Annotated in this window: 30 protein-coding genes and 2 pseudogenes; 9 read left to right on the top strand and 23 right to left on the bottom strand. The window is 68.1% G+C overall.

The features are described 5' to 3' along the window. Positions 1 to 21 precede the first annotated feature (21 nt). The 18 genes from rplR to rpsJ form a co-directional block, all read right to left on the bottom strand. Positions 22 to 405, bottom strand: coding sequence for a 50S ribosomal protein L18 (gene rplR, locus ACIOWN_RS24330; RefSeq protein ID WP_362356892.1), 384 nt, complete (start codon positions 403 to 405; stop codon positions 22 to 24). 3 nt (positions 406 to 408) lie between these two features. Beyond that, the gene (gene rplF, locus ACIOWN_RS24325) at positions 409 to 948 is read right to left on the bottom strand and encodes a 50S ribosomal protein L6 (protein ID WP_358733878.1); all 540 of its coding nucleotides are present in this window, start codon (positions 946 to 948) and stop codon (positions 409 to 411) included. A 24-nt stretch (positions 949 to 972) separates the two neighbouring features. Next, the gene (gene rpsH / locus ACIOWN_RS24320; protein ID WP_100569749.1) at positions 973 to 1,371 is read right to left on the bottom strand and encodes a 30S ribosomal protein S8; all 399 of its coding nucleotides are present in this window, start codon (positions 1,369 to 1,371) and stop codon (positions 973 to 975) included. Between the two features lie 212 nt (positions 1,372 to 1,583). Continuing rightward, positions 1,584 to 1,769: a type Z 30S ribosomal protein S14 gene (locus ACIOWN_RS24315; protein ID WP_003948630.1), complete on the bottom strand. Its 186-nt coding sequence runs from the start codon at positions 1,767 to 1,769 to the stop codon at positions 1,584 to 1,586. 5 nt (positions 1,770 to 1,774) lie between these two features. Further along, entirely contained in the window at positions 1,775 to 2,332 is a 558-nt protein-coding gene (gene rplE / locus ACIOWN_RS24310; RefSeq protein WP_100569748.1) for a 50S ribosomal protein L5, read from the bottom strand. Next, positions 2,332 to 2,655, bottom strand: coding sequence for a 50S ribosomal protein L24 (rplX, locus tag ACIOWN_RS24305; protein WP_052839850.1), 324 nt, complete (start codon positions 2,653 to 2,655; stop codon positions 2,332 to 2,334). The genes rplE and rplX overlap by 1 nt, the downstream gene beginning before the upstream one ends. Positions 2,656 to 2,657: 2 nt before the next feature. Beyond that, entirely contained in the window at positions 2,658 to 3,026 is a 369-nt protein-coding gene (gene rplN, locus ACIOWN_RS24300) for a 50S ribosomal protein L14 (RefSeq protein ID WP_003998823.1), read from the bottom strand. A gap of 209 nt (positions 3,027 to 3,235) precedes the next feature. Beyond that, a complete protein-coding gene (gene rpsQ / locus ACIOWN_RS24295) occupies positions 3,236 to 3,520 on the bottom strand; it encodes a 30S ribosomal protein S17 (protein ID WP_100569747.1) in 285 nt (94 codons plus the stop codon). Further along, positions 3,520 to 3,744 (bottom strand): 50S ribosomal protein L29, encoded by a 225-nt coding sequence (gene rpmC / locus ACIOWN_RS24290; protein WP_018564811.1) that lies wholly within the window; start codon positions 3,742 to 3,744, stop codon positions 3,520 to 3,522. Before rpmC ends, rpsQ begins: the two co-directional genes overlap by 1 nt. Continuing rightward, positions 3,744 to 4,163: a 50S ribosomal protein L16 gene (gene rplP / locus ACIOWN_RS24285; RefSeq protein WP_009190136.1), complete on the bottom strand. Its 420-nt coding sequence runs from the start codon at positions 4,161 to 4,163 to the stop codon at positions 3,744 to 3,746. Before rplP ends, rpmC begins: the two co-directional genes overlap by 1 nt. A gap of 5 nt (positions 4,164 to 4,168) precedes the next feature. After that, entirely contained in the window at positions 4,169 to 4,999 is an 831-nt protein-coding gene (rpsC, locus tag ACIOWN_RS24280) for a 30S ribosomal protein S3 (protein ID WP_100569745.1), read from the bottom strand. Beyond that, positions 4,999 to 5,346, bottom strand: a complete 348-nt coding sequence (gene rplV / locus ACIOWN_RS24275) for a 50S ribosomal protein L22 (RefSeq protein WP_030936396.1) — start codon at positions 5,344 to 5,346, stop codon at positions 4,999 to 5,001. The genes rpsC and rplV overlap by 1 nt, the downstream gene beginning before the upstream one ends. Before the next feature lie 51 nt (positions 5,347 to 5,397). Continuing rightward, positions 5,398 to 5,679 (bottom strand): 30S ribosomal protein S19, encoded by a 282-nt coding sequence (gene rpsS / locus ACIOWN_RS24270; protein ID WP_276110735.1) that lies wholly within the window; start codon positions 5,677 to 5,679, stop codon positions 5,398 to 5,400. 12 nt (positions 5,680 to 5,691) lie between these two features. Beyond that, positions 5,692 to 6,528, bottom strand: a complete 837-nt coding sequence (rplB, locus tag ACIOWN_RS24265; RefSeq protein ID WP_100569743.1) for a 50S ribosomal protein L2 — start codon at positions 6,526 to 6,528, stop codon at positions 5,692 to 5,694. 40 nt (positions 6,529 to 6,568) lie between these two features. After that, the gene (gene rplW / locus ACIOWN_RS24260; protein ID WP_100569742.1) at positions 6,569 to 6,988 is read right to left on the bottom strand and encodes a 50S ribosomal protein L23; all 420 of its coding nucleotides are present in this window, start codon (positions 6,986 to 6,988) and stop codon (positions 6,569 to 6,571) included. Then, positions 6,988 to 7,647 carry a 50S ribosomal protein L4 gene (gene rplD, locus ACIOWN_RS24255; RefSeq protein WP_358733868.1) on the bottom strand — a complete coding sequence of 220 codons (660 nt, stop codon included), beginning with the start codon at positions 7,645 to 7,647 and terminating at the stop codon, positions 6,988 to 6,990. Before rplD ends, rplW begins: the two co-directional genes overlap by 1 nt. A gap of 8 nt (positions 7,648 to 7,655) precedes the next feature. Next, the gene (rplC, locus tag ACIOWN_RS24250; RefSeq protein ID WP_358733867.1) at positions 7,656 to 8,300 is read right to left on the bottom strand and encodes a 50S ribosomal protein L3; all 645 of its coding nucleotides are present in this window, start codon (positions 8,298 to 8,300) and stop codon (positions 7,656 to 7,658) included. Positions 8,301 to 8,317: 17 nt separating this feature from the next. Beyond that, positions 8,318 to 8,626 (bottom strand): 30S ribosomal protein S10, encoded by a 309-nt coding sequence (rpsJ, locus tag ACIOWN_RS24245; RefSeq protein WP_003948644.1) that lies wholly within the window; start codon positions 8,624 to 8,626, stop codon positions 8,318 to 8,320. A gap of 567 nt (positions 8,627 to 9,193) precedes the next feature. Here rpsJ and ACIOWN_RS24240 point away from each other — a divergent pair. From ACIOWN_RS24240 to ACIOWN_RS24215, 6 genes and pseudogenes are all read left to right on the top strand, one after another. Continuing rightward, positions 9,194 to 11,173 (top strand): ATP-binding protein, encoded by a 1,980-nt coding sequence (locus ACIOWN_RS24240; RefSeq protein ID WP_401983320.1) that lies wholly within the window; start codon positions 9,194 to 9,196, stop codon positions 11,171 to 11,173. A gap of 115 nt (positions 11,174 to 11,288) precedes the next feature. Next, entirely contained in the window at positions 11,289 to 11,546 is a 258-nt protein-coding gene (locus ACIOWN_RS24235) for a hypothetical protein (protein ID WP_362356899.1), read from the top strand. Next, positions 11,458 to 11,658 (top strand): annotated as a pseudogene (locus ACIOWN_RS24230) (hypothetical protein); the annotation flags it as partial. The gene ACIOWN_RS24235 and the pseudogene ACIOWN_RS24230, both read left to right, overlap by 89 nt. Before the next feature lie 71 nt (positions 11,659 to 11,729). Next, the gene (locus tag ACIOWN_RS24225; protein WP_401983319.1) at positions 11,730 to 12,077 is read left to right on the top strand and encodes a DEAD/DEAH box helicase family protein; all 348 of its coding nucleotides are present in this window, start codon (positions 11,730 to 11,732) and stop codon (positions 12,075 to 12,077) included. Continuing rightward, entirely contained in the window at positions 12,056 to 13,627 is a 1,572-nt protein-coding gene (locus ACIOWN_RS24220) for an N-6 DNA methylase (protein ID WP_401983318.1), read from the top strand. The genes ACIOWN_RS24225 and ACIOWN_RS24220 overlap by 22 nt, the downstream gene beginning before the upstream one ends. After that, positions 13,561 to 15,207, top strand: a pseudogene (locus tag ACIOWN_RS24215) (type ISP restriction/modification enzyme). Before ACIOWN_RS24220 ends, ACIOWN_RS24215 begins: the two are co-directional and overlap by 67 nt. 66 nt (positions 15,208 to 15,273) lie before the next feature. On the opposite strand, the gene ACIOWN_RS24210 reads toward ACIOWN_RS24215, so the two are convergent. Both ACIOWN_RS24210 and ACIOWN_RS24205 read right to left on the bottom strand, forming a co-directional pair. After that, positions 15,274 to 15,465: a DUF397 domain-containing protein gene (locus ACIOWN_RS24210; RefSeq protein ID WP_362356903.1), complete on the bottom strand. Its 192-nt coding sequence runs from the start codon at positions 15,463 to 15,465 to the stop codon at positions 15,274 to 15,276. Continuing rightward, positions 15,462 to 16,307 carry a helix-turn-helix transcriptional regulator gene (locus tag ACIOWN_RS24205; protein WP_362356905.1) on the bottom strand — a complete coding sequence of 282 codons (846 nt, stop codon included), beginning with the start codon at positions 16,305 to 16,307 and terminating at the stop codon, positions 15,462 to 15,464. The genes ACIOWN_RS24210 and ACIOWN_RS24205 overlap by 4 nt, the downstream gene beginning before the upstream one ends. A 137-nt stretch (positions 16,308 to 16,444) precedes the next feature. On the opposite strand from ACIOWN_RS24205, the gene ACIOWN_RS24200 reads away from it, so the two are divergent. The 3 genes from ACIOWN_RS24200 (at position 16,445) to ACIOWN_RS24190 (ending at position 18,334) form a co-directional block, all read left to right on the top strand. After that, complete coding sequence (locus ACIOWN_RS24200) at positions 16,445 to 16,900, top strand: ATP-binding protein (RefSeq protein ID WP_362356907.1); 456 nt, start codon at positions 16,445 to 16,447, stop codon at positions 16,898 to 16,900. A gap of 259 nt (positions 16,901 to 17,159) precedes the next feature. Beyond that, entirely contained in the window at positions 17,160 to 18,110 is a 951-nt protein-coding gene (locus ACIOWN_RS24195; protein ID WP_401983326.1) for a helix-turn-helix domain-containing protein, read from the top strand. Positions 18,111 to 18,148: 38 nt separating this feature from the next. Further along, positions 18,149 to 18,334, top strand: a complete 186-nt coding sequence (locus tag ACIOWN_RS24190) for a hypothetical protein (protein ID WP_362356911.1) — start codon at positions 18,149 to 18,151, stop codon at positions 18,332 to 18,334. 204 nt (positions 18,335 to 18,538) lie between these two features. Here the strand turns inward: ACIOWN_RS24190 and gdhA are convergent, their stop codons facing one another. The 3 genes from gdhA to ACIOWN_RS24175 all read right to left on the bottom strand — a co-directional run bounded on the left by gdhA (position 18,539) and on the right by ACIOWN_RS24175 (position 23,965). Beyond that, positions 18,539 to 19,897, bottom strand: a complete 1,359-nt coding sequence (gene gdhA / locus ACIOWN_RS24185; protein ID WP_362356913.1) for an NADP-specific glutamate dehydrogenase — start codon at positions 19,895 to 19,897, stop codon at positions 18,539 to 18,541. A 233-nt stretch (positions 19,898 to 20,130) separates the two neighbouring features. Continuing rightward, positions 20,131 to 20,772 carry a PH domain-containing protein gene (locus tag ACIOWN_RS24180; RefSeq protein ID WP_362356915.1) on the bottom strand — a complete coding sequence of 214 codons (642 nt, stop codon included), beginning with the start codon at positions 20,770 to 20,772 and terminating at the stop codon, positions 20,131 to 20,133. A 118-nt stretch (positions 20,773 to 20,890) separates the two neighbouring features. Beyond that, on the bottom strand, positions 20,891 to 23,965 hold the full coding sequence (locus tag ACIOWN_RS24175) for a glycosyl hydrolase 115 family protein (RefSeq protein ID WP_362356917.1): 3,075 nt from the start codon (positions 23,963 to 23,965) through the stop codon (positions 20,891 to 20,893). Between the last annotated feature and the right edge of the window lie 28 nt (positions 23,966 to 23,993).

Here is a 23,993-nt window from a genome sequence, read left to right as displayed (position 1 = left end):
GTCGCTGCCGCGACGGGCGACTCAGAACTTCAGTCCGGCCTCGCGGGCGGCGTCCGCCAGAGCGGCGATGCGCCCGGCGTACTGGTTGCCACCACGGTCGAACACGACGGCCTCGACACCGGCGGCCTTGGCACGCTCGGCGACCAGGGCGCCGACCTGCTTCGCCTGGGCCGACTTGTCGCTCTCGCCACCGCGGATCGAGTTGTCCAGGGTGGACGCCGATGCCAGGGTGTGACCCTTCAGGTCGTCGATCACCTGCGCCACGATGTGGCGGTTGGAGCGGGTCACGACCAGACGGGGACGCTCCGCCGTACCGGCGATCCGCTTGCGGATCCGGATGTGGCGGCGCTTGATCGCGGCGCGCTTGTAGGCGTCGCCCTTGAGGATCTTCTGCCCGTATGCCATGGCTTACTTACCCGCCTTTCCGACCTTGCGGCGGATGACTTCGCCCTCGTACTTGACGCCCTTGGCCTTGTACGGGTCAGGCTTGCGCAGCTTGCGGATGTTGGCCGCAACCTCGCCGACCTTCTGCTTGTCGATGCCCTCGACCTGGAAGCGGGTCGGGGTCTCCACCTTGAAGGTGATGCCCTCGGGCGCCTCGACGGTGATCGGGTGGCTGTAGCCGAGCGCGAACTCCAGGTTCGAACCCTTGGCCGTCACGCGGTAACCGACACCGCTGATCTCGAGCTTCTTCACGTAACCCTGGGTCACGCCGGTGATCATGTTCGCCACCAGCGTGCGGGACAGGCCGTGCAGGGCCTTGTTCTGACGCTCGTCGTTGGGGCGGGTCACCTGCAGGGTGCCGTCCTCGCCCTTGGCGATCTCGATCGGCGCCACGACGGTGTGGGTCAGCGTGCCCTTGGGGCCCTTGACCGCGACCGTACGGCCGTCGATGGTGACGTCCACGCCGGCGGGAACCGCGATGGGGAGCTTGCCGATGCGCGACATAGCTGTTTCCTCCGTTCCCTTCCGCTACCAGACGTAGGCGAGGACTTCCCCACCCACGCCCTTCTTGCCGGCCTGCTTGTCGGTGAGGAGCCCGTAGGACGTGGAGATGATCGCCACGCCGAGGCCGCCGAGCACCTTCGGCAGGTTGGTGGACTTCGCGTACACCCGGAGACCGGGCTTGGAGATCCGCTTGATGCCCGCGATGGAGCGCTCACGGTTGGGGCCGAACTTCAGCTCCAGGACGAGGTTCTTGCCGACCTCGGCGTCCTCGACCTTCCAGCCCGTGATGAAGCCCTCCTGCTGGAGGATCTCCGCGATGTGCGACTTGATCTTCGAGTGCGGCATCGACACGCTGTCGTGGTATGCCGAGTTCGCGTTCCGCAGACGCGTAAGCATGTCTGCGATCGGATCAGTCATGGTCATGAATTGGCCTTCGGCCTCTCTCGCCGGGGTTTCCTGGTGCGCCATCCCTCTCCCCGATCCGAGACGGGACGGGTGCGGCGCGGTGGACCTACGGCGTAGTAAGTCGTAAGGGCGCGGCAGGCGCCCAACCCCACAAGCCTAAGGCATGTGAGGTGGGCCTCCTGCCGACCCCAGTTGCTTACCGAGAGTCCTGCTTCAACCCAAGTGGGCTGTTACCAGGAGCTCTTGGTCACGCCCGGCAGCTCGCCACGGTGAGCCATCTCACGAAGGCACACGCGGCACAGGCCGAACTTGCGGTACACGGAGTGCGGACGGCCACAGCGCTGGCAGCGGGTGTAGCCACGCACCCCGAACTTGGGCTTGCGAGCAGCCTTAGCGATCAGAGCCTTCTTCGCCATCTCGCTCACGCCTCCTTGAACGGGAAGCCGAGGTGACGAAGGAGCGCGCGGCCCTCAGCGTCGTTGGTCGCCGTGGTGACCACGGTGATGTCCATACCCCGGACGCGGTCGATCTTGTCCTGGTCGATCTCGTGGAACATGACCTGCTCGGTGAGACCGAAGGTGTAGTTGCCACGGCCGTCGAACTGCTTGGGGGACAGGCCGCGGAAGTCGCGGATGCGCGGCAGCGCGAGCGACAGGGTGCGGTCCAGGAACTCCCACATGCGGTCGCCACGGAGCGTGACGTGGGCACCGATCGGCTGGCCCTCACGCAGCTTGAACTGCGCGATGGACTTGCGGGCCTTGGTGACCTGCGGCTTCTGGCCGGTGATCGTGGTGAGGTCGCGGATGGCGCCATCGATCAGCTTGGAGTCGCGGGCGGCGTCGCCCACACCCATGTTGACCACGATCTTGACGAGACCGGGAATCTGCATGACGTTCTCGTACTTGAACTCGTCACGCATCTTGCCCGCGATCTCCTCGCGGTACTTCTGCTTCAGACGCGGAGTGGTGGTGGTAGCCATCAGATGTCCTCACCCGTCCGCTTGGCAACGCGGATCTTGTTGCCTTCGTCGTCGAAGCGGTAACCGACACGCGTGACGACCTTGTTGCCGTCCTTCTCAACGACCAGCTGGACGTTGGAGACGTGGACGGGCGCCTCGGTCGTGACGATGCCGCCGGCCTGCGAACCGCGGGCGGTCGGGCCGGCCTTGGTGTGCTTCTTGACCCGGTTGACACCCTCGACCAGGACGCGATCCTCGCGCGGGAAAGCGGCAATGACCTTGCCCTGCTTGCCCTTGTCCTTGCCGGTGATGACCTGGACCAGGTCGCCCTTCTTGATCTTCATGCTTACAGCACCTCCGGCGCGAGCGAGATGATCTTCATGAACTTCTTCTCGCGCAGCTCACGGCCGACCGGGCCGAAGATGCGGGTGCCGCGAGGGTCGCCGTCGTTCTTCAGAATGACGGCGGCGTTCTCGTCGAAGCGGATGTACGAGCCGTCCGGACGGCGGCGCTCCTTGACGGTGCGAACGATGACCGCCTTGACGACGTCACCCTTCTTCACGTTGCCACCGGGGATCGCGTCCTTGACGGTGGCGACGATGACGTCACCGATGCCCGCGTAGCGGCGACCGGAGCCACCGAGCACACGGATGCAAAGGATCTCCTTCGCACCAGTGTTGTCGGCGACACGCAGTCGCGACTCCTGCTGGATCACGTCTATCTCCTGATTGTCTGCCGGTTCCCGGGGAGGGCCGTGAGTGACTCACGTGCCTTCGCCGAGCCTGGCGGAACCGTCCTGCGGGTAGCTCCCGCAGGAAATTACTGGTGTCTCGGGGAGGCGGGAACCCGCGCCGGGGACTTCGCCGGGCCGGGGCCCGGGGCGTCGTCCCCAGCGAGGGTCAGCGGGGGCGGTGCCCCCGCTTCTTACTTCGCCTTCTCGAGGATCTCGACGACGCGCCAGCGCTTCGTCGCGGACAGCGGCCGGGTCTCCATCAGGAGGACACGGTCGCCGACGCCCGCGGCGTTCTGCTCGTCGTGCGCCTTGAGCTTCTCGGTACGGCGGATGACCTTGCCGTACAGCGCGTGCTTGACACGGTCCTCGACGGCGACGACGACGGTCTTGTCCATCTTGTCGCTGACGACGAGACCCTCACGGGTCTTGCGGAAGCCGCGCGCCTCTGCGTTCTCAGTCACGTTCTTCTCGCTCATCAGGCGTTCTCCACCGTTTCGATGCCCAGCTCACGCTCGCGCATCAGGGTGTAGATCCGCGCGATGTCCTTGCGGACCGCCTTGAGACGGCCGTGGTTCTCGAGCTGCCCGGTCGCCGCCTGGAAACGGAGGTTGAACAGCTCTTCCTTGGCCTCGCGGAGCTTTCCAAGAAGCTCCTCGTTGCCCAGCTCGCGCAGCTCGGACGCCTTGGTACCGGCCGACATCACGCTTCACCTGCCTCGCGCTTGACGATCCGGCACTTCATCGGCAGCTTGTGGGCCGCACGAGTCAGCGCCTCACGGGCGATCTTCTCGTTCGGGTAGGACAGCTCGAACATCACCCGACCGGGCTTGACGTTCGCGATCCACCACTCCGGCGAACCCTTACCGGAACCCATGCGGGTCTCGGCCGGCTTCTTGGTCAGCGGACGGTCCGGGTAGATGTTGATCCAGACCTTGCCGCCACGCTTGATGTGGCGGGTCATCGCGATACGAGCCGCCTCGATCTGGCGGTTCGTCACGTAGGCCGGGGTCAGCGCCTGGATGCCGTACTCGCCGAACGCAACCTGCGTTCCACCCTTGGACATACCGTTGCGCTTCGGGTGGTGCTGCTTGCGGTGCTTGACCCTACGGGGGATCAGCATTTCGGTCAGGCCTCCGTTCCGGTGCTCTCAGCCGGAGCGGCAGCGGCCGGGGCGTCGGCCTTGGGGGCCTCGGCGGCCGGAGCCGACTGCTGCTGCGGCTTGCGACCGCGCCGCTCGCCACCACGGCCACCACGGGCCGGGCGGTCGGCGCCACCACGGGCCGGGCGGTTGCCCGCACGGGCGGCGGCGTTCTCGGCGCGGACCTCGGCGATGTTCTTGACGTCGCCCTTGTAGATCCAGACCTTCACACCGATGCGGCCGAAGGTCGTCTTGGCCTCGAAGAAGCCGTAGTCCACGTTCGCGCGGAGCGTGTGCAGGGGCACACGGCCCTCGCGGTAGAACTCCGAGCGGGACATCTCGGCGCCGCCGAGGCGGCCACCGCACTGGATCTTGATGCCCTTGGCGCCGGCCTTCATCGCCGACTGCATGCTCTTGCGCATGGCACGGCGGAAGGAGACGCGGGAGGAGAGCTGCTCGGCAACGGCCTGGGCCACGAGCTGAGCGTCCGTCTCGGGGTTCTTGACCTCGAGGATGTTCAGCTGGACCTGCTTGCCCGTGAGCTTCTCGAGGTCGCCGCGGATGCGGTCGGCCTCGGCGCCACGGCGGCCGATGACGATGCCCGGACGCGCGGTGTGGATGTCCACGCGGACACGGTCACGGGTGCGCTCGATCTCCACCTTGGAGATGCCGGCGCGCTCCATGCCGGACGTCATCATCCGACGGATGGCGACGTCTTCCTTGACGTAGTCCTTGTACAGCTTGTCGGCGTACCAACGCGACTTGAAGTCGGTCGTGACACCGAGCCGGAACCCATGCGGGTTTACCTTCTGGCCCATTACCGGGTTCCTTCCTTGCTGCTGACGACCACGGTGATGTGGCTGGTCCGCTTGCGGATCCGGTAGGCACGGCCCTGGGCACGCGGCCGGAACCGCTTCAGGGTCGGACCCTCGTCGACGTACGCCTCGGCGATGTAGAGGCTGTCGACGTCGGTGTGGTCGTAGTTGTGCGCGGCGTTGGCGATGGCGCTGTCCAGCACCTTGCCGACCGGCACGCTCGCGGCCTGCGGGGCGAAACGCAGGACCGCCTGAGCCTCCGTGGCGTCCATGCCACGGATGAGGTCCACCACACGGCGGGCCTTCATGGGCGTGACGCGGATGTACCGCGCCTGGGCCCTGGCTTCCATGGTTGTCCCTTCAGTGTTTGACACGTTCGTCATGGTCTTTCACCCCGCTGACTAGCGGCGCTTCGACTTCCGGTCGTCCTTGACGTGACCCCGGAAGGTGCGCGTCGGCGAGAACTCGCCGAGCTTGTGGCCGACCATCGACTCGGTGACGAACACCGGGATGTGGGTCTTGCCGTTGTGCACCGCGATCGTGTGCCCCAGCATGGCCGGGACGATCATCGAGCGGCGGGACCAGGTCTTGATGACGTTCTTGGTACCGGCTTCGTTCTGCGCGTCCACCTTCTTGCTCAGGTGGTCGTCGACGAAGGGCCCCTTCTTCAAGCTACGCGGCATCTCAACCCGTCCTTAGCGCTTCTTGTTCGTCTTGCGGCGGCGGACGATGTACTTGTTCGACGCCTTCTTGGGCGAACGAGTACGGCCTTCCTTCTTGCCCCACGGGGACACCGGGTGACGGCCACCGGAGGTCCGGCCCTCACCACCACCGTGCGGGTGGTCCACCGGGTTCATGACCACACCACGGACGGTCGGGCGGACGCCCAGCCACCGCTTACGGCCGGCCTTGCCCCAGTTGATGTTGCTCTGCTCGGCGTTGCCGACCTCGCCGACCGTGGCGCGGCAGCGCTGGTCGACCAGGCGGATCTCACCGGAGGGCATGCGGAGGTGGGCCATCGTGCCCTCCTTCGCGAGCAGCTGCACGGAGGCACCGGCGGAGCGGGCGAACTTGGCACCGCCACCGGGACGGAGCTCGATCGCGTGGATCGTGGTACCGACCGGGATGTTGCGGAGGGCCAGGTTGTTGCCCGGCTTGATGTCGGCCCCGGGACCGTTCTCCACACGGTCGCCCTGCTGCAGGTTGCGCGGGGCGAGGATGTAGCGCTTCTCGCCGTCGGCGTAGTGCAGCAGCGCGATGCGCGCGGTGCGGTTGGGGTCGTACTCGATGTGCGCGACCTTCGCCGGCACGCCGTCCTTGTCGTGACGACGGAAGTCGATCACACGGTAGGCGCGCTTGTGTCCGCCACCCTGGTGGCGAACGGTCACACGACCGGAATTGTTACGGCCGCCCTTGCTGTGCAGGGGACGGACCAGCGACTTCTCCGGCGTGGACCGCGTGACCTCGACGAAGTCGGCGACGCTGGCGCCACGACGGCCCGGCGTAGTCGGCTTGTACTTGCGGATTCCCATTTCTCAGTCCTCGTCCGATATCGGACGATCCGGACCGCCGTCAGGCGGTCGGACCGCCGAAGATGTCGATACGGTCGCCCTCGGCGAGGGTCACGATCGCGCGCTTGGTGGCGGAGCGCTGACCGAAGCCGGTCTTGGTGCGCTTGCGCTTGCCCTGGCGGTTGATCGTGTTGACCCCGGTGACCTTGACCTCGAAGACCGCCTGCACGGCCTGCTTGATCTGGGTCTTGTTGGCGTTCGGGTCGACGATGAACGTGTACTTGTTCTCGTCGAGGAGCGCGTAGCTCTTCTCCGAGACGACCGGCTTGAGCAGAACGTCACGGGGGTCCGTGTACGACTTGCTCAGCGGGGTCTCGACGGTGTTCTTGCCCTCGGCGGCGTGGCGGCGCGCCTTGGCGACACGCGCGGCCTTGGCGGCCTTGGCAGCCTTCGAGGCGATGCTCGGGTGACGCGTAGCCATCAGGCCTCGCTCCCTTCGTTGTCGTTGGCCTTGTTCGGGCCGGCGACGAAGGACTCGAAAGCGGCCTGGGTGAAGACCACGTCGTCCGAGACGAGAACGTCGTACGTGTTCAGCTGGCCCGGCTCCAGGATGTGGACCTGGGGCAGGTTGCGGGCGGACAGCCACGCGGCCTCGTCGGCGCGGTCGACGACCAGGAGCAGGTTCTTGCGCTCCGAGATCTTGCCGAACAGCGTCCTGGCGGACTTCGTGGAGGGGGTCTCGCCCTCGACCACGCCGGTGACGACGTGGATACGGCTGTGGCGGGCCCGGTCGGTGAGGGCGTGGCGCAGGGCCGCGGCCTTCATCTTCTTCGGGGTCCGCTGGGAGTAGTCACGCGGCTGCGGGCCGTGGACGACGCCACCGCCGGCGAACTGCGGCGCGCGGGTCGAACCCTGACGGGCGCGACCGGTGCCCTTCTGGCGGTACGGCTTCTTGCCGCCACCACGGACTTCACCGCGACGCTTGGTCTTGTGCGTGCCCTGGCGGGCAGCGGCGTTCTGCGCGACGACGACCTGGTGGATCAGCGGGATGCTGATCTTCTCCACGCCGAAGATCTCCGCGGGGAGCTCGACGCTTCCGGTCTTCTCGCCGGCAGGCGAAAGGATGTCAACAGTGCTCATCGGTTACCTCAGGCCCCCTTGGCCGCGGTGCGGACCAGGACGAGGCCGCCGTTCGGACCGGGAACCGCGCCCTTGATGAGCAGCAGACCCTTCTCCGCGTCAACGGCGTGGACGGTCAGGTTCTGGGTGGTGACCCGCTCGTTGCCCATGCGACCCGCCATGCGGAGGCCCTTGAACACACGGCCCGGGGTGGCGCAGCCGCCGATGGAACCGGGCGAGCGGTGCTTGCGCTGGGTGCCGTGTCCGGCGCCGAGGCCACGGAAGTTGTGGCGCTTCATGACACCGGCGAAGCCCTTGCCCTTGCTCTTGCCGGTGACGTCGACCTTCACGCCGGCCTCGAACACCTCAGCGGTGATCTGCTGGCCGAGGGTGTACTCGGCGGCGTCCGCGGTGCGGATCTCGACGAGGTGACGACGGGGGGTGACGTCGGCCTTGGCGAAGTGGCCCTTGAGGGGCTTGTTCACCTTGCGCGGGTCGATCTCGCCGAAGGCGATCTGGACCGACTCGTAGCCGTCGACGTCGTTCGTACGAACCTGGGTGACGACGTTGGGGCCGGCCTTGACGACGGTGACCGGGACGACACGGTTGTTCTCGTCCCACACCTGCGTCATGCCGAGCTTCTCGCCCAGGATGCCCTTGATCTGCTTTGCCATCTCTCAGATCACCGGCCTCAGAGCTTGATCTCGATGTCGACACCGGCCGGGAGGTCGAGTCGCATCAGAGAGTCAACGGTCTTGGGGGTCGGGTCGAGGATGTCGATCAGGCGCTTGTGCGTGCGCATCTCGAAGTGCTCGCGCGAGTCCTTGTACTTGTGCGGCGACTTGATGACGCAGTACACGTTCTTCTCAGTGGGCAGCGGCACCGGGCCCGCGACCGACGCACCAGTACGGGTCACCGTCTCGACGATCTTCTTCGCCGAAGAGTCGATGACCTCGTGGTCGTAGGCCTTGAGCCGGATGCGGATCTTCTGTCCCGCCATGGCTACTCCGTAGTCCTGTCTCTTCTTACGCTCTGGAACCCGGCGCTCCCTTGGCCCTCTCCGACCCACGCGGTCGGGCGTGTCGCGCTCCCGCTGACATGGATGCCCCTTGTTTCGAACATCCCATCGGGATTGCGCACGGTCCCCACCGGTTCCGCGAGCCGGGGGCGAAGGCCCACCGGGTGCCTGGCCGGCGCCGCGCCCACACTTCCCGGAAGATTCCCGTACGTCCGCCCCAGCGCTGCCGTGAGGCAGTTAGGGCGACGAGTACCGTGGGACTCGCTTCCGGTCCTCCCGACGGGAGGCGTGCAGCATCAACGCTCGACCGAGCAACTCGGACAGTCTGCCACAGCGGACGGCGGCCTGGCCAATCGGGCCGGGGATATTACCCCGCGGGTGACGCACGTCAAACCAGTAGGGCGTGTCCCGGAAGCCGCCACCCCTCCTGGGCCCTCCCCACCCCCTCAGCCCTCGTACGTGTCTGTCTCTCTGGACCTCCGCACGTCCCACGGCGCGACAGGGCACACTGACCTCCCACCAAGCGCGTACGCCAGGAGGGCCCACACCATGGTCAAGGTGCGGCTGGAGACCAGCCGGGAACACGTCGCCGAACTGGCACGTCTTCGGGACCCCGTCGGCGCGGTCGAAGAGCTGGTCTGGAACGCCCTCGACGCGGATGCCGGGCACGTCGTCGTCATGCTGGAGCGCAACGACCTCGGCGGCGTGGACCGGGTCCGGGTCCAGGACGACGGCTGTGGGATGTCCGCGGATCACTGCGAGGAGTACTTTCGGCCCATCGGCTCGTCCTGGAAGAAGCGGGCCACGGGCACCCCGGCCAGGAACCGCGCTCTGCACGGCAAGAACGGGCGGGGCAGGGTTCGCGCCTTTGCGCTGGGCACCCTGATCCGCTGGACCAGCGTGAGCGAGACCCCCCAGGGCCGCAAGCAGCTTGTCATCGAGGCCGACAGGCATTCCATGGACGAGTTCGACATCGGTGACCCGGAGCCGATGGACGAGCCCACGGGCACGCTCTTCGAGGCTTTCGGCGGAGAGGAACTGGACGTACTCGCCGACGAGCGCGCCAGATCGTCGCTCACCACCGCCTTCGCCACGTACCTGGAGAGATACCCGGACGTGCGCATCGAGTACGACGGCCGTGACCTCGATCCGGCGGCGGAGCAGTTGCACGCACGAGACTACGTCCTGCCGTCTTCTTCCGGCCGGAACGACGAACCCGCACGGTTGAGGATCGTGGAGTGGCGCAGGCCTGTCACCCGTGCGCTCTTCCTCTGCGACGGCGAGGGCATGTCACGGGCCCAGTTGAAGCCGGGCATTCAGGCCCCCGGCTTCGAGTTCACGGCGCACTTGAGCTGGCCCGGCTTCGACGACGTCGACTCCGAGGATCTCGCCTTCACCGACTGGACGTCGGACGGCCCCCTGACCGAAGTGCTCGCGGCAGCCCGCGACCAGCTGCGCACACACTTTCGCGCCCGTGTGGACGAACGGCGCCACGAGCAGGTCGCCGAATGGCAGCGGGAGGGCATCTACCCGTACGCCCACCGGCCGACCAACGCCCGTGAGCGGGCCGAACGTGAGACTTTCGACGCGGTGGCCACGACCGTCTTCCGCCATCTGCCCAAGTCCACCGGTACCCGGAAGACCGTCTTTACGCTGCTGCAATCCGTGCTCGCGCATGAACCCTCGGATGTCCTGCGCATCGCGGAGGAACTGTTCAGCCTGTCCAAGCAGGAGCGGGAACAGCTCAGCCGGCTCCTCGACCGCACCCCCTTGTCGGCTCTCGTCAAGGCGTCGACGGCGGCGACGAACCGGCTCGACTTTCTCGCCGCCCTTGAGCATCTCGTCTTCGACCCCGAAGCGAAGGACCGTGTGAAGGAGCGTGCGGAACTTCACCGAATCCTGGAGAACGAGTGCTGGGTCTTCGGTGAGGAGTACAACCTGCATGTAAGCGATCGCAGCCTCAACGAGGTGCTGCTCCAACACTGCCATCTGCTCGGCCACGAAGGGCCGACCAGAGCCCCGGTGCTGCGTCCCGACGGGCGCCGCGGCATCGTCGACCTGATGCTGTCGCGGGTATCCCGTCACCGTCGCGACGAACGGCACCACCTGGTGGTGGAGCTGAAACGCCCGGGGCTCGTTCTGGGCTCAGCAGAATTCGAGCAGCTCAGCAGTTACGCACAAGCGGTACGGAAGGACGACAGGTTCCGGGACACCCGCACGACCTGGGACTTCTGGCTCATTGGCAACGACATGACGGACACACTTCGAGAGCTGGCGCACCAGCCGCAGAATCCACCCGGCTGTGCCCTCAACCAGCCGACCTACCGGATCTGGGTACGCACATGGGGCGAGCTCTTCCAGGATTGTGAGGCTCGGCTCCGCTTCTACCGGGAGGGTCTGGAGTACCAGTCGTCCACCGAGCACGCCATGGACTACCTGGTCCGCAACCACGGCGAGGCCGTCGCGGAGCTGGTCGCCGACGGGACGATTCCCGCGCCGCGAGGCATCGGCACCGCCGTCACACCGTGAGGTGCGGGCGGCTCGTGGCCGCCTGTGTCAGTGGCTCGGTCTACTGTTCTTGGGCAGCGCCCGAGTCCAAGGCGCTGTCTCCCGTCATAGCGCGCTGAGCAGAGAGCGAGCCTTCGTGACCACCACCGTGCACGATGTCCTCCGGGTCATCCGCGAGAAGTCGACGACCAACCGCGAGCTCGGGACCGCCTTCGAGCGGCTCATGGTGCGCTTTCTCAGTACAGACCCACTGTGGAGCGAGCAGTTCAGCCGGGTGTGGATGTACGGCGAATGGCCGGGCGCGGCTGGCGACCAGCGGGACCTGGGCATCGACCTCGTGGCACAGGAGCGCGAGACCCGGCGCTCTCTGGGCGATCCAGTGCAAGTTCTATGAACCGGATCACACGGTCCAGAAGATCGACCTCGACTCGTTCTTCACCGCCTCCGGAAAGGGCGGCTTCGCTCATCGCCTGATCATCTCGACCACGGACAGGTGGGGGCCGAACCCCGAGGCGGCTCTGGACGACCAGCAGATTCCTGTCCAGCGCCTCGGCCTGTCGGACATGCCGCCAGCCGGGTGGAGTGGCGGCTACCCGCGAGCGGCGACGCGGAGCGGGTCGAGTTGTCCCTGCGGGGCAAGAAGTCTCCCCGTCCTCACCAGCGCGAGGCCATCAACGCGGTGTTCCAGGGCTTCGCGGAGCATGACCGCGGCAAGCTGATCATGGCCTGTGGCACCGGCAAGACCTTCACCGGTCTGAAGATCGTGGAGCGGCTGGCGGCCGAGCGGGCCGCGAGCGGCCAGGGCGCATCCTGTCCAACGCCCGCTGCCTCTCCGAGGGCGTCGACGTCCCGAACCTGGACGCGGTTCTCTTCCTCCAGCCGCGCAACTCCGTCGTCGACGTCGTGCAGTCCGTCGGCCGCGTGATGCGACTGGCGCCCGGCAAGCGCTACGGATACATCATCCTGCCGGTCGCCGCGCCCGCCGGGATGTCCCCGGAGGAGGCCCTGGCGGACAACCGCCGTTTCAAGACCGTCTGGCAGGTCCTCCAGGCTTTGCGCGCCCACGACGACCGGTTCAACGCGTCCGTCAACCAGATCGAGCTCAACAAGAAGGCCCCGAACACGATCGGGATCGGCGCGATCGGCGCAGGGGACGAGTCGGTCGGCGACAAGGACGGCAGCAGCACGGAGGAGAGCGCGCAGGCCAAGAAGGACCAGGAACAGCAGTCCGCCCAGTACGTCCAGGACCGCCTCGAGTTCGACGAGGCGTGGCGCACGGCCATCTACGCCCGGATCGTCGACAAGGTCGGCGAGCGTACCTACTGGGAGCAGTGGGCCAAGGACATCGCGCTGATCGCGGAGCGGCACGTCGCCCGGATCAGGGCCGGCCTGGTGGATCCACACAAGGCGGCGGCGTTCAAGGAGTTCACGGACGAACTGCGGGCGAACATAAACCCCGGCGTCACCGACTCCGACGCCATCGACATGCTCGCGCAGCACCTGATCACCAAGCCGGTCTTCGACGCGCTCTTCCAGGACTACGCGTTCGCCGACCACAACCCCGTCTCGCAGGCGATGCAGCGGATGCTGGACGTCCTGGACGACGACACCATCTCGGCGGAGACGAAGACCCTCCGGGGCTTCTACGAGTCGGTGCGGGTCCGCGCGGAGGGCATCACCGACCACGAGGGCCGCCAGCGCGTCATCACCGAGCTGTACGAGAAGTTCTTCAAGACGGCTCTGCCCAAGACGGCGGACTCGCTCGGCATCGTCTACACACCGACGGAGGTCGTCGACTTCATCCTGCGGTCGGCCGACCAGGCGCTGGAGCGGCACTTCGACCAATCACTGTCGGACGAGGGCGTGCACGTACTCGATCCCTTCACAGGCACCGGCACGTTCGTGGTGCGGCTGCTCCAGTCCGGCCTGATCAAGCCGGCAGACCTGCTGCGCAAGTACACGCGGGAGCTGCACGCCAACGAGATCGTGCTGCTCGCGTACTACATCGCGGCGGTCAACGTCGAGGCCGCGTTCCATGATCGGTACGCGCAGACCGGGGACAGCGCCGGGGACGCGTACATCCCCTTCGAGGGCATCGTGCTGACGGACACCTTCCAGCTCGCGGAGTCCGAGGGAGGGCGGCTGTTCGGGGACGTGCTGTCCGGGAACAGCGAGCGGGCGCGGAAGCAGATGGGGCAGGACATCCGGGTCGTGCTGGGGAATCCGCCGTATTCAGTGGGGCAGGACAGCCAGAACGACGACAATCAGAACCTGAAGTACGAGTCGCTGGACAGCCGCATCCAGGAGACCTACGCGGCCAGGTCGACGGCGAAGAACAAGAACTCCCTGTACGACTCCTATCTGCGCGCCTCCGCTGGGCCTCGGACCGGATCAAGGACGAGGGCGTCGTGGCCTTCGTCTCCAACGGCGGCTACATCGACGGGAACACCGCGGACGGCGTGCGCAAGTGCCTGACGGACGAGTTCGACGCGGTTTACTGCTACAACCTGCGGGGCAACCAGCGCACGGCCGGGGAGCTGTCCCGCAAGGAGGGCGGCAAGATCTTCGGCTCCGGCAGCCGCAACACGGTCGCCGTGATCGTCCTGGTCAAGGGCGGCCGTACGGATGCGCCGCGCGGGCTGTTCTACCGGGACATCGGCAACTACCTCAGCCGCGAGGACAAGCTCGGCATCATCAACGGGCAGAGCCTGGACTCGGTGGAGTGGCAGCAGATCACGCCGAACGCGGACGGGGACTGGATCAACCAGCGGGACGAGCGGTTCGCGACGTTCGCTCCTATCAGTGAGACCGCCGCCCGGGACAGTAGAGGCGTCTTTGCGCTTCACTCGGCAGGGCTTCAGACCAATCGTGACCCCTGGGTTTACAACTTCTCCGAGCAGCGGCTCCTCGACAACGTCGAGTCGATGGTGGACTTCTTCAACGAACAGGTGACTGGATTCCACGAGCACTGCACGGCTTCGGGCATCGCCCAGCCCCAAGTTGCCGATGTGGACCACTTCATCGACCGTGACGCGAAACGAATCAGCTGGTCCTCGAGCCTGATCTCGAAGCTGACACAAGGCAAACGAGTGAAGTTTGCCCCGGAACGCATCACTATGCCAGTACACCGCCCATTCAATCGCCAAATGGCATATTTCGACAGGGGTCTCAACCATCGTCCTGGCAAAATGCCGCAGTTGTTCCCGACGCCGGACCACGAGAACTTCGGTTTCTATATCACCGGCACCGGCTCCGAAGAGCCTTTCTCGGTGCTGATGACGGATGCCATTCCCGACCTCCACGCAGTCGGAACCAAAAGCGTAGGGCCGCATTTTGCCCGCTAAACCTACCGCGAGCTCACTGTTGAAGGCGGCTTCGACTTCGGCGGCGAAGACGGGGGTGCCGCCTACGAACGCGTCGACAACATCACCGATGCCACCCTCGCCGCGTACCGCAAGACGTACGCCGACACGGACTCCAGTCTCACCAGGGACGACATCTTCTTCTACGTTTACGGGCTCCTCCACTCCCCCGCCTACCGCGAGGCATACGCCGCCGACCTGAAGAAGTCCCTGCCGCGTATCCCCAAGGTGCGCGCCTTCCAGGCCTTCGCCGAAGCCGGCCGCCGGCTCTCCGAGCTGCACATCAACTACGAGTCGGCGAAGCCCTTCGGCGGCATCGTGATCTCGCTCAGCAACACCCGCCCGGACATGCCCGAGGCCGAGCTGTTCCGGGTGACCAAGATGAAGATCCCCAAGACCAGGGGCGTTCAGGATCGGACGCGGATCGTCTACAACAACCACATCACCCTGGAGAACATCCCGGAAGAGGCGTACGAGTACCAGCTCGGGGCGCGCTCCGCGGTCGAGTGGATCATCGACCGTTACCAGGTGAAGACCGACCCCAAGTCCGGCATCGTCAACGATCCGAACGACTGGTCCGACGACCCGCGCTACATCGTCGACCTGCTCAGGCGCATCGTGACGGTCAGTCTCGCCACCATCGAGATGGTCAGGCACCTTCCGCCGCTCGACATCATCGAAGACGCCGACTGATCCACCGCCGGCGCGGAACCCCCCACGCGAGACTCCGGCTTCGCGTGGGGTGCGCCCGTCGGAGGGTCAGCTCCGCGACGCGTAGGTCACGAAGTCCGCCCACGCCTCCGGCGTGAGCGCCAGCCGCGGGCCGGATGCGTTCTTGGAGTCGCGGACGTGGACGGTGGTGAGGGTGGGGGCGACTTCGATGCAGTCGTTGCCGTTGCTGCTGTCGCTGTAACTGCTCTTGAACCAGTAGTGGAGTTCCGGCGTGCTCATAGTTCTCCCAGCGTTTGCTCGATGAAGACCAGAGACTCCTCTGGCGTGAGCGCCTGAGCCCGGATGATGCCATAGCGCAGGTCGAGGACGCGGAGCTGCCTGGGGTGCGATACCGGGCGGCCTCCGAAGTCACCGTCGGCGCGCCCCATCCCAGTACCATCCGCGAACTTCAGCAATTGGATACGGCCCCCCGTTCCAGGGTGGTTCGCGTGGGCGGTCGGCATCACCTGAAGCTCCACGAACGGCAACTTCGCCACTTCCAGCATGTGTTCGAGCTGTCGGCGCAGGACCATTGTGTCCCCGATCGGGCGGCGTAGCGTCACCTCTTCCAGGACGAAGCCGAACTCCGGTGCGGGCGAGCGCTCGAAGACGGACGTCCGCGCCATGCGAGCAGCCACCATGCGCTCCAGCTCGTCCGGCGAGTAGGCCGGACGCCAGGTGCGAAGCAGCGCCCGCGCGTACTCCTCCGTCTGCAACAGCCCATGGATGTTGTGGTTGCTGTACAGCAGCATCTCCACGGACCGCTCCTCCAGCTCGGCCAGTTGCCGCACCTTCTTCGGATACCGCGCCTTGCGCATATCCTCCATGAAGGCCCTCAGGTGCCCCTGCGCCTTCAGGATCCGGTCCGCCCTGTCCAGGTACTCCGGACGTGGAATACGCGCCCCGCGCTCCATCTTGCGGATCATGTCCTCGCCGTACCCGAAGGTGGCCGCCAGCTCGGACACGCTCACCCCGGCCGCCTCCCGGCAGACCTTGAGCAGGCGACCCACGGCCTGCACCACCGGCTCGATCTCGTCGCCCGGCTCGACATCCCAACCCGCCTCGTCGACACCCTCGTCCACGGCTCCTCCTTCGACGCGTACGCGTACTCGTACAACGCCGAGACAGCCGAGACAGCCGAGACAAAAGCCGGGACAGTGACGGTACGTGCAGGCGTTGTCACTCATCCACGGAAGCAGGTTCCGCCACGCTGAGTGACGTGAATCACGAAATCAGTGGCCCCACGCCCCGACTTGCCGCCCCCGTTCGAAACCTCAGCCTTCAGCTGTCCGCCACGGCTCGCGGCGCCCGTCTCGCCCGGCTGCTGGCTACCGAGCAACTGCGCACGTGGGGGCTGCCGTCGCACCCTGCGGAGCTGATCGTCGCGGAGCTGGCGACCAACGCCGTCACCCACGGCCGCGTACCCGGCCGGGACTTCCGGCTCCTGCTGTACGTCGTCGGCGCCACCCTCCGTATCGAGGTCACCGACACGCGCGGTGACCGGCTCCCGCGCCCCCAACACGCCGCCGACGACGCCGAGTCCGGCCGTGGACTGCTTCTCGTGGACGCCCTCGCCGACCGCTGGGGAGTCGTCCCCGGCCCGCCCCCGCGCAAGACCGTCTGGGCCGAAGTGGCGACCAGGCCCACCGGATCGCGATCCATCTCGCCCCGGTGACTCACGACGCGGCCCAGCGCGTGATCAATGCTTGAGAGGACCTTGGGGGGAAGACCCACCAAACCCAACCCACCCCGCCAGACCTCCCCATCACCGCCCGTCACCCGGAAGAGTGGCGATGGCCAATTGAGCTGGATTTCCGCCCGGTTCGCTGGCATATGCTCGCCACGACCACACCACCGCAGACATGCGACGGCCCCCGGCCGGGACGGCAATCCCGATCGAGGGCCTGACCACCGAGGAAGTCTGGAGCTTCCCGATGGATACCCAGCACCTTAGCGTGCCCTCGTGCGCGCAGCCCCTCAATCCGCGCGGGATCACCCACATCAACACCCCGCACACCAGCCGCTTCACGATCATCGGCAACCATCTCACCCAGCACCGCCGGCTGTCCCTCACCGCGATCGGCCTGGCCTGCCACCTGCAGTCGCTGCGCTCCGGCACCCGCGTCGACATCAAGTCCCTGGCCGCCCACTTCCCCGAGGGCGAGACCCGTATCGCCGCCGCCCTGCGTGAACTGGAAGCCCACGGCTACCTGGCCCGCATCCGCGAGCGCCTTCCCAGCGGCCGCATCGTCACGTACACGGTCTCGTACAACCAGCCCCAGCCCAGCCGGGCCGGTCCCGCCGAGGCGCCCTCCCCGCCGCCTCCGAACGACGTACCCCCGCCGCAGTCTCAACAGCCCGAGCCCGAATTCGAGCCCACGGGCGAAGCCGCACCTGAGACCACCCCCGACACCACAGCCGAGGCCGAACTCGCCCCCACACCCCCACCCGCACCCAAGCCCCCACTCCCCGAACCCCGAACCCCCGACCTGGACCGCCACCGCACCGCCACCGCCCTCCTCGCCAGCCTCCACCACCACGACCCCCGCCTCCTCCTTTCCGAGCGGGCCGTCCGCCAACTCGCCCCAGCCGTCGCCGCCTGGCTCGAGCGCGGTGCCCACCCCGACGCCGTACGCCACACCCTGACCGCGAACCTCCCCCGTGAGCCGCTGCGCCACCCGGCCGCCCTGCTCACCCACCGCCTCACCGAACTGCTGCCGCCGCTGCCTCCTCCGCCCTCCACACCGCCGTCCGGCGGCGGACCCGCCGCCCCTCCTCCGTTCCACAACTGCGAGGGCTGCGAACGCGCGATCCGTACTCCGCACTCGGGGGCTTACTGCCGCGACTGCCGCAACGCCGGCCTTGACGCCAGTGCGGCAGCCTGAACTGTCGGACTTGGCAATGGACTTCGACGGTCAGCGGTGTGATCGGAGCCGGCGCGGCCCACCTGGGAAAGCTCTACGACCGGCCCGCTCCCGTCCTCGGCGCCCGGCAGGCGGCCCTCGTCGTCTTCGCCGCCACGCCGTTGCTCGACCGGCGGGTCGTCGCCAACGGTGAGAGCACGCCCTGCGGCTCGTGCTCATCAACCACCTGGTGGACGGTCTCCTGACAGACAGCGTTCCCACTGCCGAGGAGGGCGCCCCGACCACCGGAGTGGACGTCCCCCAGCGCCGTGACTGGAAAATGGTTCACCGGCTCGCGGCGCCCGGCAGGGAGCCGGCCGCCGGGCCCGGACGACTCCGGAGGCCCGGGCCCACCGCCGCCCGCGACCGGCCGGAGGAACACCGGACGATCGCGGGCGGGGGGGAAGCCGTCAGATGACGCCCTGGGCGAGCATCGCGTCGGCCACCCGCTCGAAGCCGGCGATGTTCGCGCCGGTCACGTAGTCGCCGGGGGCGCCGTAGCGCTCGGCGGTCTCGTGGCAGGTGGTGTGGATGTCACTCATGATGAGGGCCAGCTCCCGCTCCACCTGGGTGGCCGTCCACGCCGTACGGGAGTGGTTCTGCGCCATCTCCAGGGCGCTGACCGCGACCCCGCCCGCGTTCGCCGCCTTGCCGGGGCCGAAGGCCACGCCGGCCTGCTGGAACAGGTGCACGGCCTTGGGCGTCGCCGGCATGTTCGCGCCCTCGGACACGGCCTTCACGCCGTTGCGGATGAGCGTCTCCGCGTCCTTCTCGTCCAGCTCGTTCTCGGTCGCCGAGGGCAGCGCCACGTCGCCCGCGACGTCCCAGACGCGCCCGCCGGGCACGAACCGCGCGGAGGCGCCCCGGCGCTCGGCGTACTCGCTGATCCGGCCGCGCTCGACCTCCTTGACCTGCTTCAGCAGCTCCACGTCGACGCCCTTCTCGTCGACCACGTACCCGCTGGAGTCCGAGCAGGTCAGCGGGTTCGCGCCGAGGGCGGTCAGCTTCTCGATGGTGTAGATCGCGACGTTCCCGGAGCCGGAGACGACCGCCGACTGGCCCTCCAGCTCCTCGCCGCGCTCGCGCAGCATCGCCTCCGCGAAGAGCACGTTGCCGTACCCGGTGGCCTCCGGCCGGATCAGGGACCCGCCCCAGTTCGAGCCCTTGCCGGTGAGCACGCCGGCCTCCCAGCGGTTGGTGATCCGCCGGTACTGGCCGAACAGGTAGCCGATCTCGCGGGTGCCGACGCCGATGTCACCGGCCGGCACGTCGGTGTGCTCGCCGATGTGCCGGTACAGCTCCGTCATGAACGACTGACAGAACCGCATGACCTCCGCGTCGCTGCGGCCGTGCGGGTCGAAGTCGCTGCCGCCCTTGCCGCCGCCGATGCCGAGCCCGGTCAGCGCGTTCTTGAAGATCTGCTCGAAGCCGAGGAACTTGATGACGCCGAGGTTCACGGACGGGTGAAAACGCAGACCGCCCTTGTACGGGCCCAGCGCGCTGTTGAACTCCACCCGGAAACCGCGGTTGACGTGCACGCGGCCGTGGTCGTCCTGCCACGGCACCCGGAAGATGATCTGCCGCTCCGGCTCGCACAACCGCTCCACGAGCCCTGCCTCCGCGTACTCCGGCCGGGTCGCGAGCACCGGCGCCAGCGTCTCCAGTACCTCGTGAGCGGCCTGGTGGAACTCGGGCTGGGCCGGATTGCGGCGCTCGATCTCGGCGAGCAGGGAGGTGAGCTGGGTCTTGGTGTCGGGTCGGGTCGTCACAGGGTCCCCTTCTGGCACGGCTACTACCGGCCTGCAGCCGGTGATGAACGCTCGGCGCCGTTGCCGCGCGCAGGAACTCGGCCGACCCGGGAGTGGGCATCCGGGAAAACGGCCGACCCTTCAGTGTTACCCCTGGATCGATGCACTGGCCAGTGACCCAGCACCTTCGGTCCATGATGTGAGATAAAGATTCCGAAAAATCGGCTGGTACGACCTTTCCCGGGGGCGCTTAGCTAGGCCAGGGGCCAGTGAGGCAGGAACTCGACCGCGAGGTACATGACGACGCCCAGCAGGACGATCCACGGGGCGAATCCTGTACCGGCCGGCCGTCGCTCGACCCGGACCGCGGGGCGCAGATCGTCGTGGAGTGCCATGGCACTCAGCGTGTCGGCTGCCCGGCTGCCCCGGCCGGAGCGGGCGGCACGGCCCATCCAGGGCGGCGCGAACAGACCGGCCAGGGGCTCCGGCGTGTGACGGCCAAAGAACTCCAGCTGTCCGTCGTGCCGCATCTCCACGCGGGTGATCGTCGACCACGGCAGGAGCCGTGTGGACCACAGGCGGCGGATGTACACGCCGTCCTGGTCCGCGGTGACGCGCCACAGTGCGAGCACGGAGATCACCCAGCCCGTGAACAGCGACGACCACACCGCGAAGAGCAGGTCACCCGGCCGCGGATGCGCCAGGCCCGCCCCGGCCGGGTGCTCGGCCAGCGTGACGAACAGGGCGCAGACGACCGCGGCCGCCGCCTTCCCGCGCCACCCGGCCCGCCACACCAGCGGCGCCTGGGGCGCCGTCATCGCCCCGGCGAGCTCCTCGACCCGCTCCCGGCGCTGCTTGCGCGCCTGCCGCCGCCGCTCGGCCCGGACCGCTCTCATCCCCACCCCAGCCCCCTCGTCGTGTGCCACGGCGAGCTTACCGACCGGTCGGTCCTCCCCTCGGCCGAGCCGGGCGGTTGCCCCGGCACGGCCGCGGGGGAAGGGGTGGCGAGCCGCCCTACACCCGCCGGCTCTCCAGTGGGCCGAGGTAGGTGTCCGGCAGGCCGCCCGTGTCGATCAGCAGGCGTTGCAGGACCACCGTCGGGTCGACGGTCCAGAACTTCAGGCGGTGCGCCCCGGCGCGGGTGATCCTGTGCCGGGTCGCGGTGCGGTTCACGTTGTCGGAGGTGTTGCGGGCCCACGCCGTGTTCATCGTGCCGTCGTCCGCGCCCGTGGCCGCGTTGATGTCCACCGTCCGCGGTGCGGCGTCGTCGAAGGAGATCCCGTAGCGCAGTCCGCCGGTCGGCAGGGCCGGGTTCCTCGGGGACACCTCCGCCCACACCGTCACCTCGCCCGCGGAGAGGAGGGTCACCTCGTACTCCAGGCGCGGGGAGCTCACGGCACCAGGGGTGCGGCGAGGGGCCGTCACCGGCCAGGGGGTCATGCCCGAGGTGGTGCGGCCGACGCCGTCCAGGCGGCGCCACTCCCCCACCACGCGGTCGTGGTGCTCCGCGTCGATCGCCACATAGCCGCCCGCCTCGACGAAGCCCTGCGCCAGCCGCGCCGAGGTGTTCTCCGCCGTGCAGGCGACCGTCACCGTCGTACCCGCGCCCGAGATCGTCAGCTTCGCCTCCGCCCGGCCGCCCGGAACCCGGCGCCAGTCCACCCGGACCTCCACCCGCACCTGCTCGTCCACCCGGCCGCGGGCGCGGTCGACCAGCAGCCACGGGGCCGAGGACTGGATCCGGTAGTCGAAGGGCGTGCGGCCGCGGTTGAAGAGTTCCACGTACTGCTGCGGGCGGGTCTGGTACGGGCTGAAGGAGGGCAGCCGCGCCGCGGTCGTCGCCCCTCCCGGCCACCAGCTCCCCGTGTCCTCCGCCCCGTCCACCGAGACGCCGAGCTCGGCGGCGCGCGGCACCTCGATGCGCCGGACCGCGGGGAAGAGGACGTCCGGGATCGCCACGTTGTCGATCTCCGGCTGCTGCCAGCCCGCGTTCGGGCCGTAGCGCTCCACGTCCCCGTAGTCGATGTGCGGCTGGGTCTGGAAGCCCTTCCACTTGCCCCCGGCCACCTCGTGGTTGAAGCGGTCGGCCAGCGCGAAGTCCCGCTTCAGACCCGCTTCCGCCTGCGCCGCGAGGCCGTTGGTGGCCGCCCGGCCCTGCCTGGCGTAGAGGAGGTTCGTGAACTCGGCCTGCCGCAGGTCGTAGAGGTTCGCGGTCGCCTCCACCTCGTAGCCGACCAGTTCGAACCAGGCGTCCCGGGTCCGCGCGGGCAGCTTGCGGGCGACCCGGTCGGCCTTGCGGGCCAGGGCTTTCCACTCCTCGGTGACCCGCTCCAGCTCGCGGTGGGCGAAGTGGTACGGGGTCTGCTGGTCGTCGTAGACGACCTCGCCGTCCCGGAGGGTGATCCGGCGGTTGAGCAGCTCGGGCTTGCGGCGCGCCTGGAGCCGGCCGTACGCGGCCAGGACCTCCGCGATCGGCCCGGAGTCCGCATCCCCGAAGTTCTGGGCGGCGTAGCGGCGTTCCCACTCCTTCAGTCGCTCCTGGGGCCAGCTGTCCGGGTTCCAGGCGTAGTTGAGGAAGAACTCCGTGGGCAGTTCGTTGCCCTTCAGATCACCGACGTTGGTGACCCACAGGCCGTGGTTGCCGTAGGCGTGCGCCTGGTGGAGCTGGTCCCAGAGGTTGGTGAGGTTCGCCGTGTCGACCCACTTGTAGTTGCGGCCGGCGCCGACGTAGTCGAAGTGGTAGTAGAGGCCGTATCCGCCGGCGCGGTCGCGCTCCGCGGGGTCGGGGTGCTTGCGGATGTTGCCCCAGTTGTCGTCGGTGAGGACGACCGTCACGTCGTCCGGGGCGCGCAGACCGCGGTCCCAGTAGCGCTGCACCTCCTTGTAGAGGGTCCACACCTGCGGGGTCTCGGCGGCCGGCCGGCCGGTGATCTCCTCGATGATGCGGCGCTGCTCGGCGATGATCTCCTGCATCAGCTCGATGCCGTCGCCGTCGGGCAGGCTGGTGTCGCCGTTGCCCCGCATGCCCAGGGTGACGACGCCCTCGAAGCCCTCGTCGACCATGCGCCGGATGCCGTCCCGCCAGTACGCCTTGATCGCCTCGGAGTTGCGGACGTACGACCACTCGCCGTTGCCGCCGTAGGGGTCCTTGCCCCCGCCCGCGTGGCGGTTCCACTCCTCGATACCGCGCATCATGGGCGCCTCGTGGGAGGTGCCCATGACGATCCCGTACTCCGATGCCCGCTTGTGGTTCTCCGGGTCGTCCTCCGCGAAGGCGCGCCCCCACACCGCCGGCCAGAGGTAGTTGCCCTTCAGCCGGAGCAGCAGCTCGAAGACCTTGGCGTAGAAGTCGGCGTTGAAGCCGCCGGGCCGGCCGGGGGCCTTGCCCGGTCCGAAGTAGGCGGGTGCCCAGGTGCCCAGGGCCGGGTTCTCGTCGTTGATGAAGACGCCGCGGTACTTCACCACCGGGGTGCCCTGCGTGTGCCGGCCGGGCAGGATCCACACCCGGTTCCGGCGCACCGGCGGCACGTCGTCCCACCAGTACCAGGGCGAGACCCCGATGCCGTACGAGACGTCGTACACCCCGAAGATCGTGCCGCGAGGATCGCTGCCCGCGATGACGAGCGCGCGGTCGACGCCGGGCATCGGGTGGTCGACCACCGCCTGGAGCGAGGTCTCCCAGCGGCCGCGCACCCCGGTGACGTCCAGCTTCCCCGACTTCACCAGGCCGTCGATCAGCGGACTGCGGCCGATCGTTCCCACCAGCACGGCGTCGCGGGCGATGGTCCGGCCCGGTCGTACGCCCGTGACCCGCTGGATGTCGTCGCGCAGATCCCCCGCGGCCCGGACGACTCCGGTGTGGTCGTCGGCACTGACCACGACCGGGGCGCCCACCAGGGAGAACGAGCCCGGTTTCGGCTCACGGGGTGCGAAGGAGACATAGGCACCCGGATCCGTCACCCGCGGGCCGCCGCCCTCGTTCCCGGCCGCCCAGGCGGAAGCCGCCCCACCCACAGCACCCGACGACAGCACCGGCACCGCGGCGAGGCTCGCGCCCAGGACGGCTCTCCGGCTGACGTGCGCAGACATGGCACACCCCTCACACCTGAATTTGGTC

Origin of the sequence: Streptomyces sp. NPDC087787, from assembly GCF_044743035.1 — a bacterium.
Classification (GTDB): Bacteria; Actinomycetota; Actinomycetes; order Streptomycetales; family Streptomycetaceae; genus Streptomyces.
This window is presented reverse-complemented; position numbering and strand designations above follow the sequence as displayed.

Excerpts from the sequence above, each read along its gene's own strand:
- rplB (WP_100569743.1), bottom strand. The coding sequence starts at position 6,528 with ATGGGAATCCGCAAGTACAAGCCGACTACGCCGGGCCGTCGTGGCGCC.
- ACIOWN_RS24315 (WP_003948630.1), bottom strand. The coding sequence starts at position 1,769 with ATGGCGAAGAAGGCTCTGATCGCTAAGGCTGCTCGCAAGCCCAAGTTC.
- rplX (WP_052839850.1), bottom strand. The coding sequence starts at position 2,655 with ATGAAGATCAAGAAGGGCGACCTGGTCCAGGTCATCACCGGCAAGGAC.
- rplC (WP_358733867.1), bottom strand. The coding sequence starts at position 8,300 with ATGGCAAAGCAGATCAAGGGCATCCTGGGCGAGAAGCTCGGCATGACG.
- ACIOWN_RS24180 (WP_362356915.1), bottom strand. The coding sequence starts at position 20,772 with ATGAGAGCGGTCCGGGCCGAGCGGCGGCGGCAGGCGCGCAAGCAGCGC.
- rplD (WP_358733868.1), bottom strand. The coding sequence starts at position 7,647 with ATGAGCACTGTTGACATCCTTTCGCCTGCCGGCGAGAAGACCGGAAGC.
- ACIOWN_RS24175 (WP_362356917.1), bottom strand. The coding sequence starts at position 23,965 with ATGTCTGCGCACGTCAGCCGGAGAGCCGTCCTGGGCGCGAGCCTCGCC.
- rpmC (WP_018564811.1), bottom strand. The coding sequence starts at position 3,744 with ATGTCGGCCGGTACCAAGGCGTCCGAGCTGCGCGAGCTGGGCAACGAG.
- ACIOWN_RS24210 (WP_362356903.1), bottom strand. The coding sequence starts at position 15,465 with ATGAGCACGCCGGAACTCCACTACTGGTTCAAGAGCAGTTACAGCGAC.
- rpsC (WP_100569745.1), bottom strand. The coding sequence starts at position 4,999 with ATGGGCCAGAAGGTAAACCCGCATGGGTTCCGGCTCGGTGTCACGACC.
- rpsS (WP_276110735.1), bottom strand. The coding sequence starts at position 5,679 with ATGCCGCGTAGCTTGAAGAAGGGGCCCTTCGTCGACGACCACCTGAGC.
- rpsJ (WP_003948644.1), bottom strand. The coding sequence starts at position 8,626 with ATGGCGGGACAGAAGATCCGCATCCGGCTCAAGGCCTACGACCACGAG.
- rpsH (WP_100569749.1), bottom strand. The coding sequence starts at position 1,371 with ATGACCATGACTGATCCGATCGCAGACATGCTTACGCGTCTGCGGAAC.
- rplR (WP_362356892.1), bottom strand. The coding sequence starts at position 405 with ATGGCATACGGGCAGAAGATCCTCAAGGGCGACGCCTACAAGCGCGCC.
- ACIOWN_RS24195 (WP_401983326.1), top strand. The coding sequence starts at position 17,160 with ATGGATACCCAGCACCTTAGCGTGCCCTCGTGCGCGCAGCCCCTCAAT.
- rplV (WP_030936396.1), bottom strand. The coding sequence starts at position 5,346 with ATGGAAGCCAGGGCCCAGGCGCGGTACATCCGCGTCACGCCCATGAAG.
- rplF (WP_358733878.1), bottom strand. The coding sequence starts at position 948 with ATGTCGCGCATCGGCAAGCTCCCCATCGCGGTTCCCGCCGGCGTGGAC.
- rplW (WP_100569742.1), bottom strand. The coding sequence starts at position 6,988 with ATGGCTACGCGTCACCCGAGCATCGCCTCGAAGGCTGCCAAGGCCGCC.
- rplE (WP_100569748.1), bottom strand. The coding sequence starts at position 2,332 with ATGGCTACCACCACCACTCCGCGTCTGAAGCAGAAGTACCGCGAGGAG.
- ACIOWN_RS24240 (WP_401983320.1), top strand. The coding sequence starts at position 9,194 with ATGGTCAAGGTGCGGCTGGAGACCAGCCGGGAACACGTCGCCGAACTG.
- rpsQ (WP_100569747.1), bottom strand. The coding sequence starts at position 3,520 with ATGAGCGAGAAGAACGTGACTGAGAACGCAGAGGCGCGCGGCTTCCGC.
- rplP (WP_009190136.1), bottom strand. The coding sequence starts at position 4,163 with ATGCTGATCCCCCGTAGGGTCAAGCACCGCAAGCAGCACCACCCGAAG.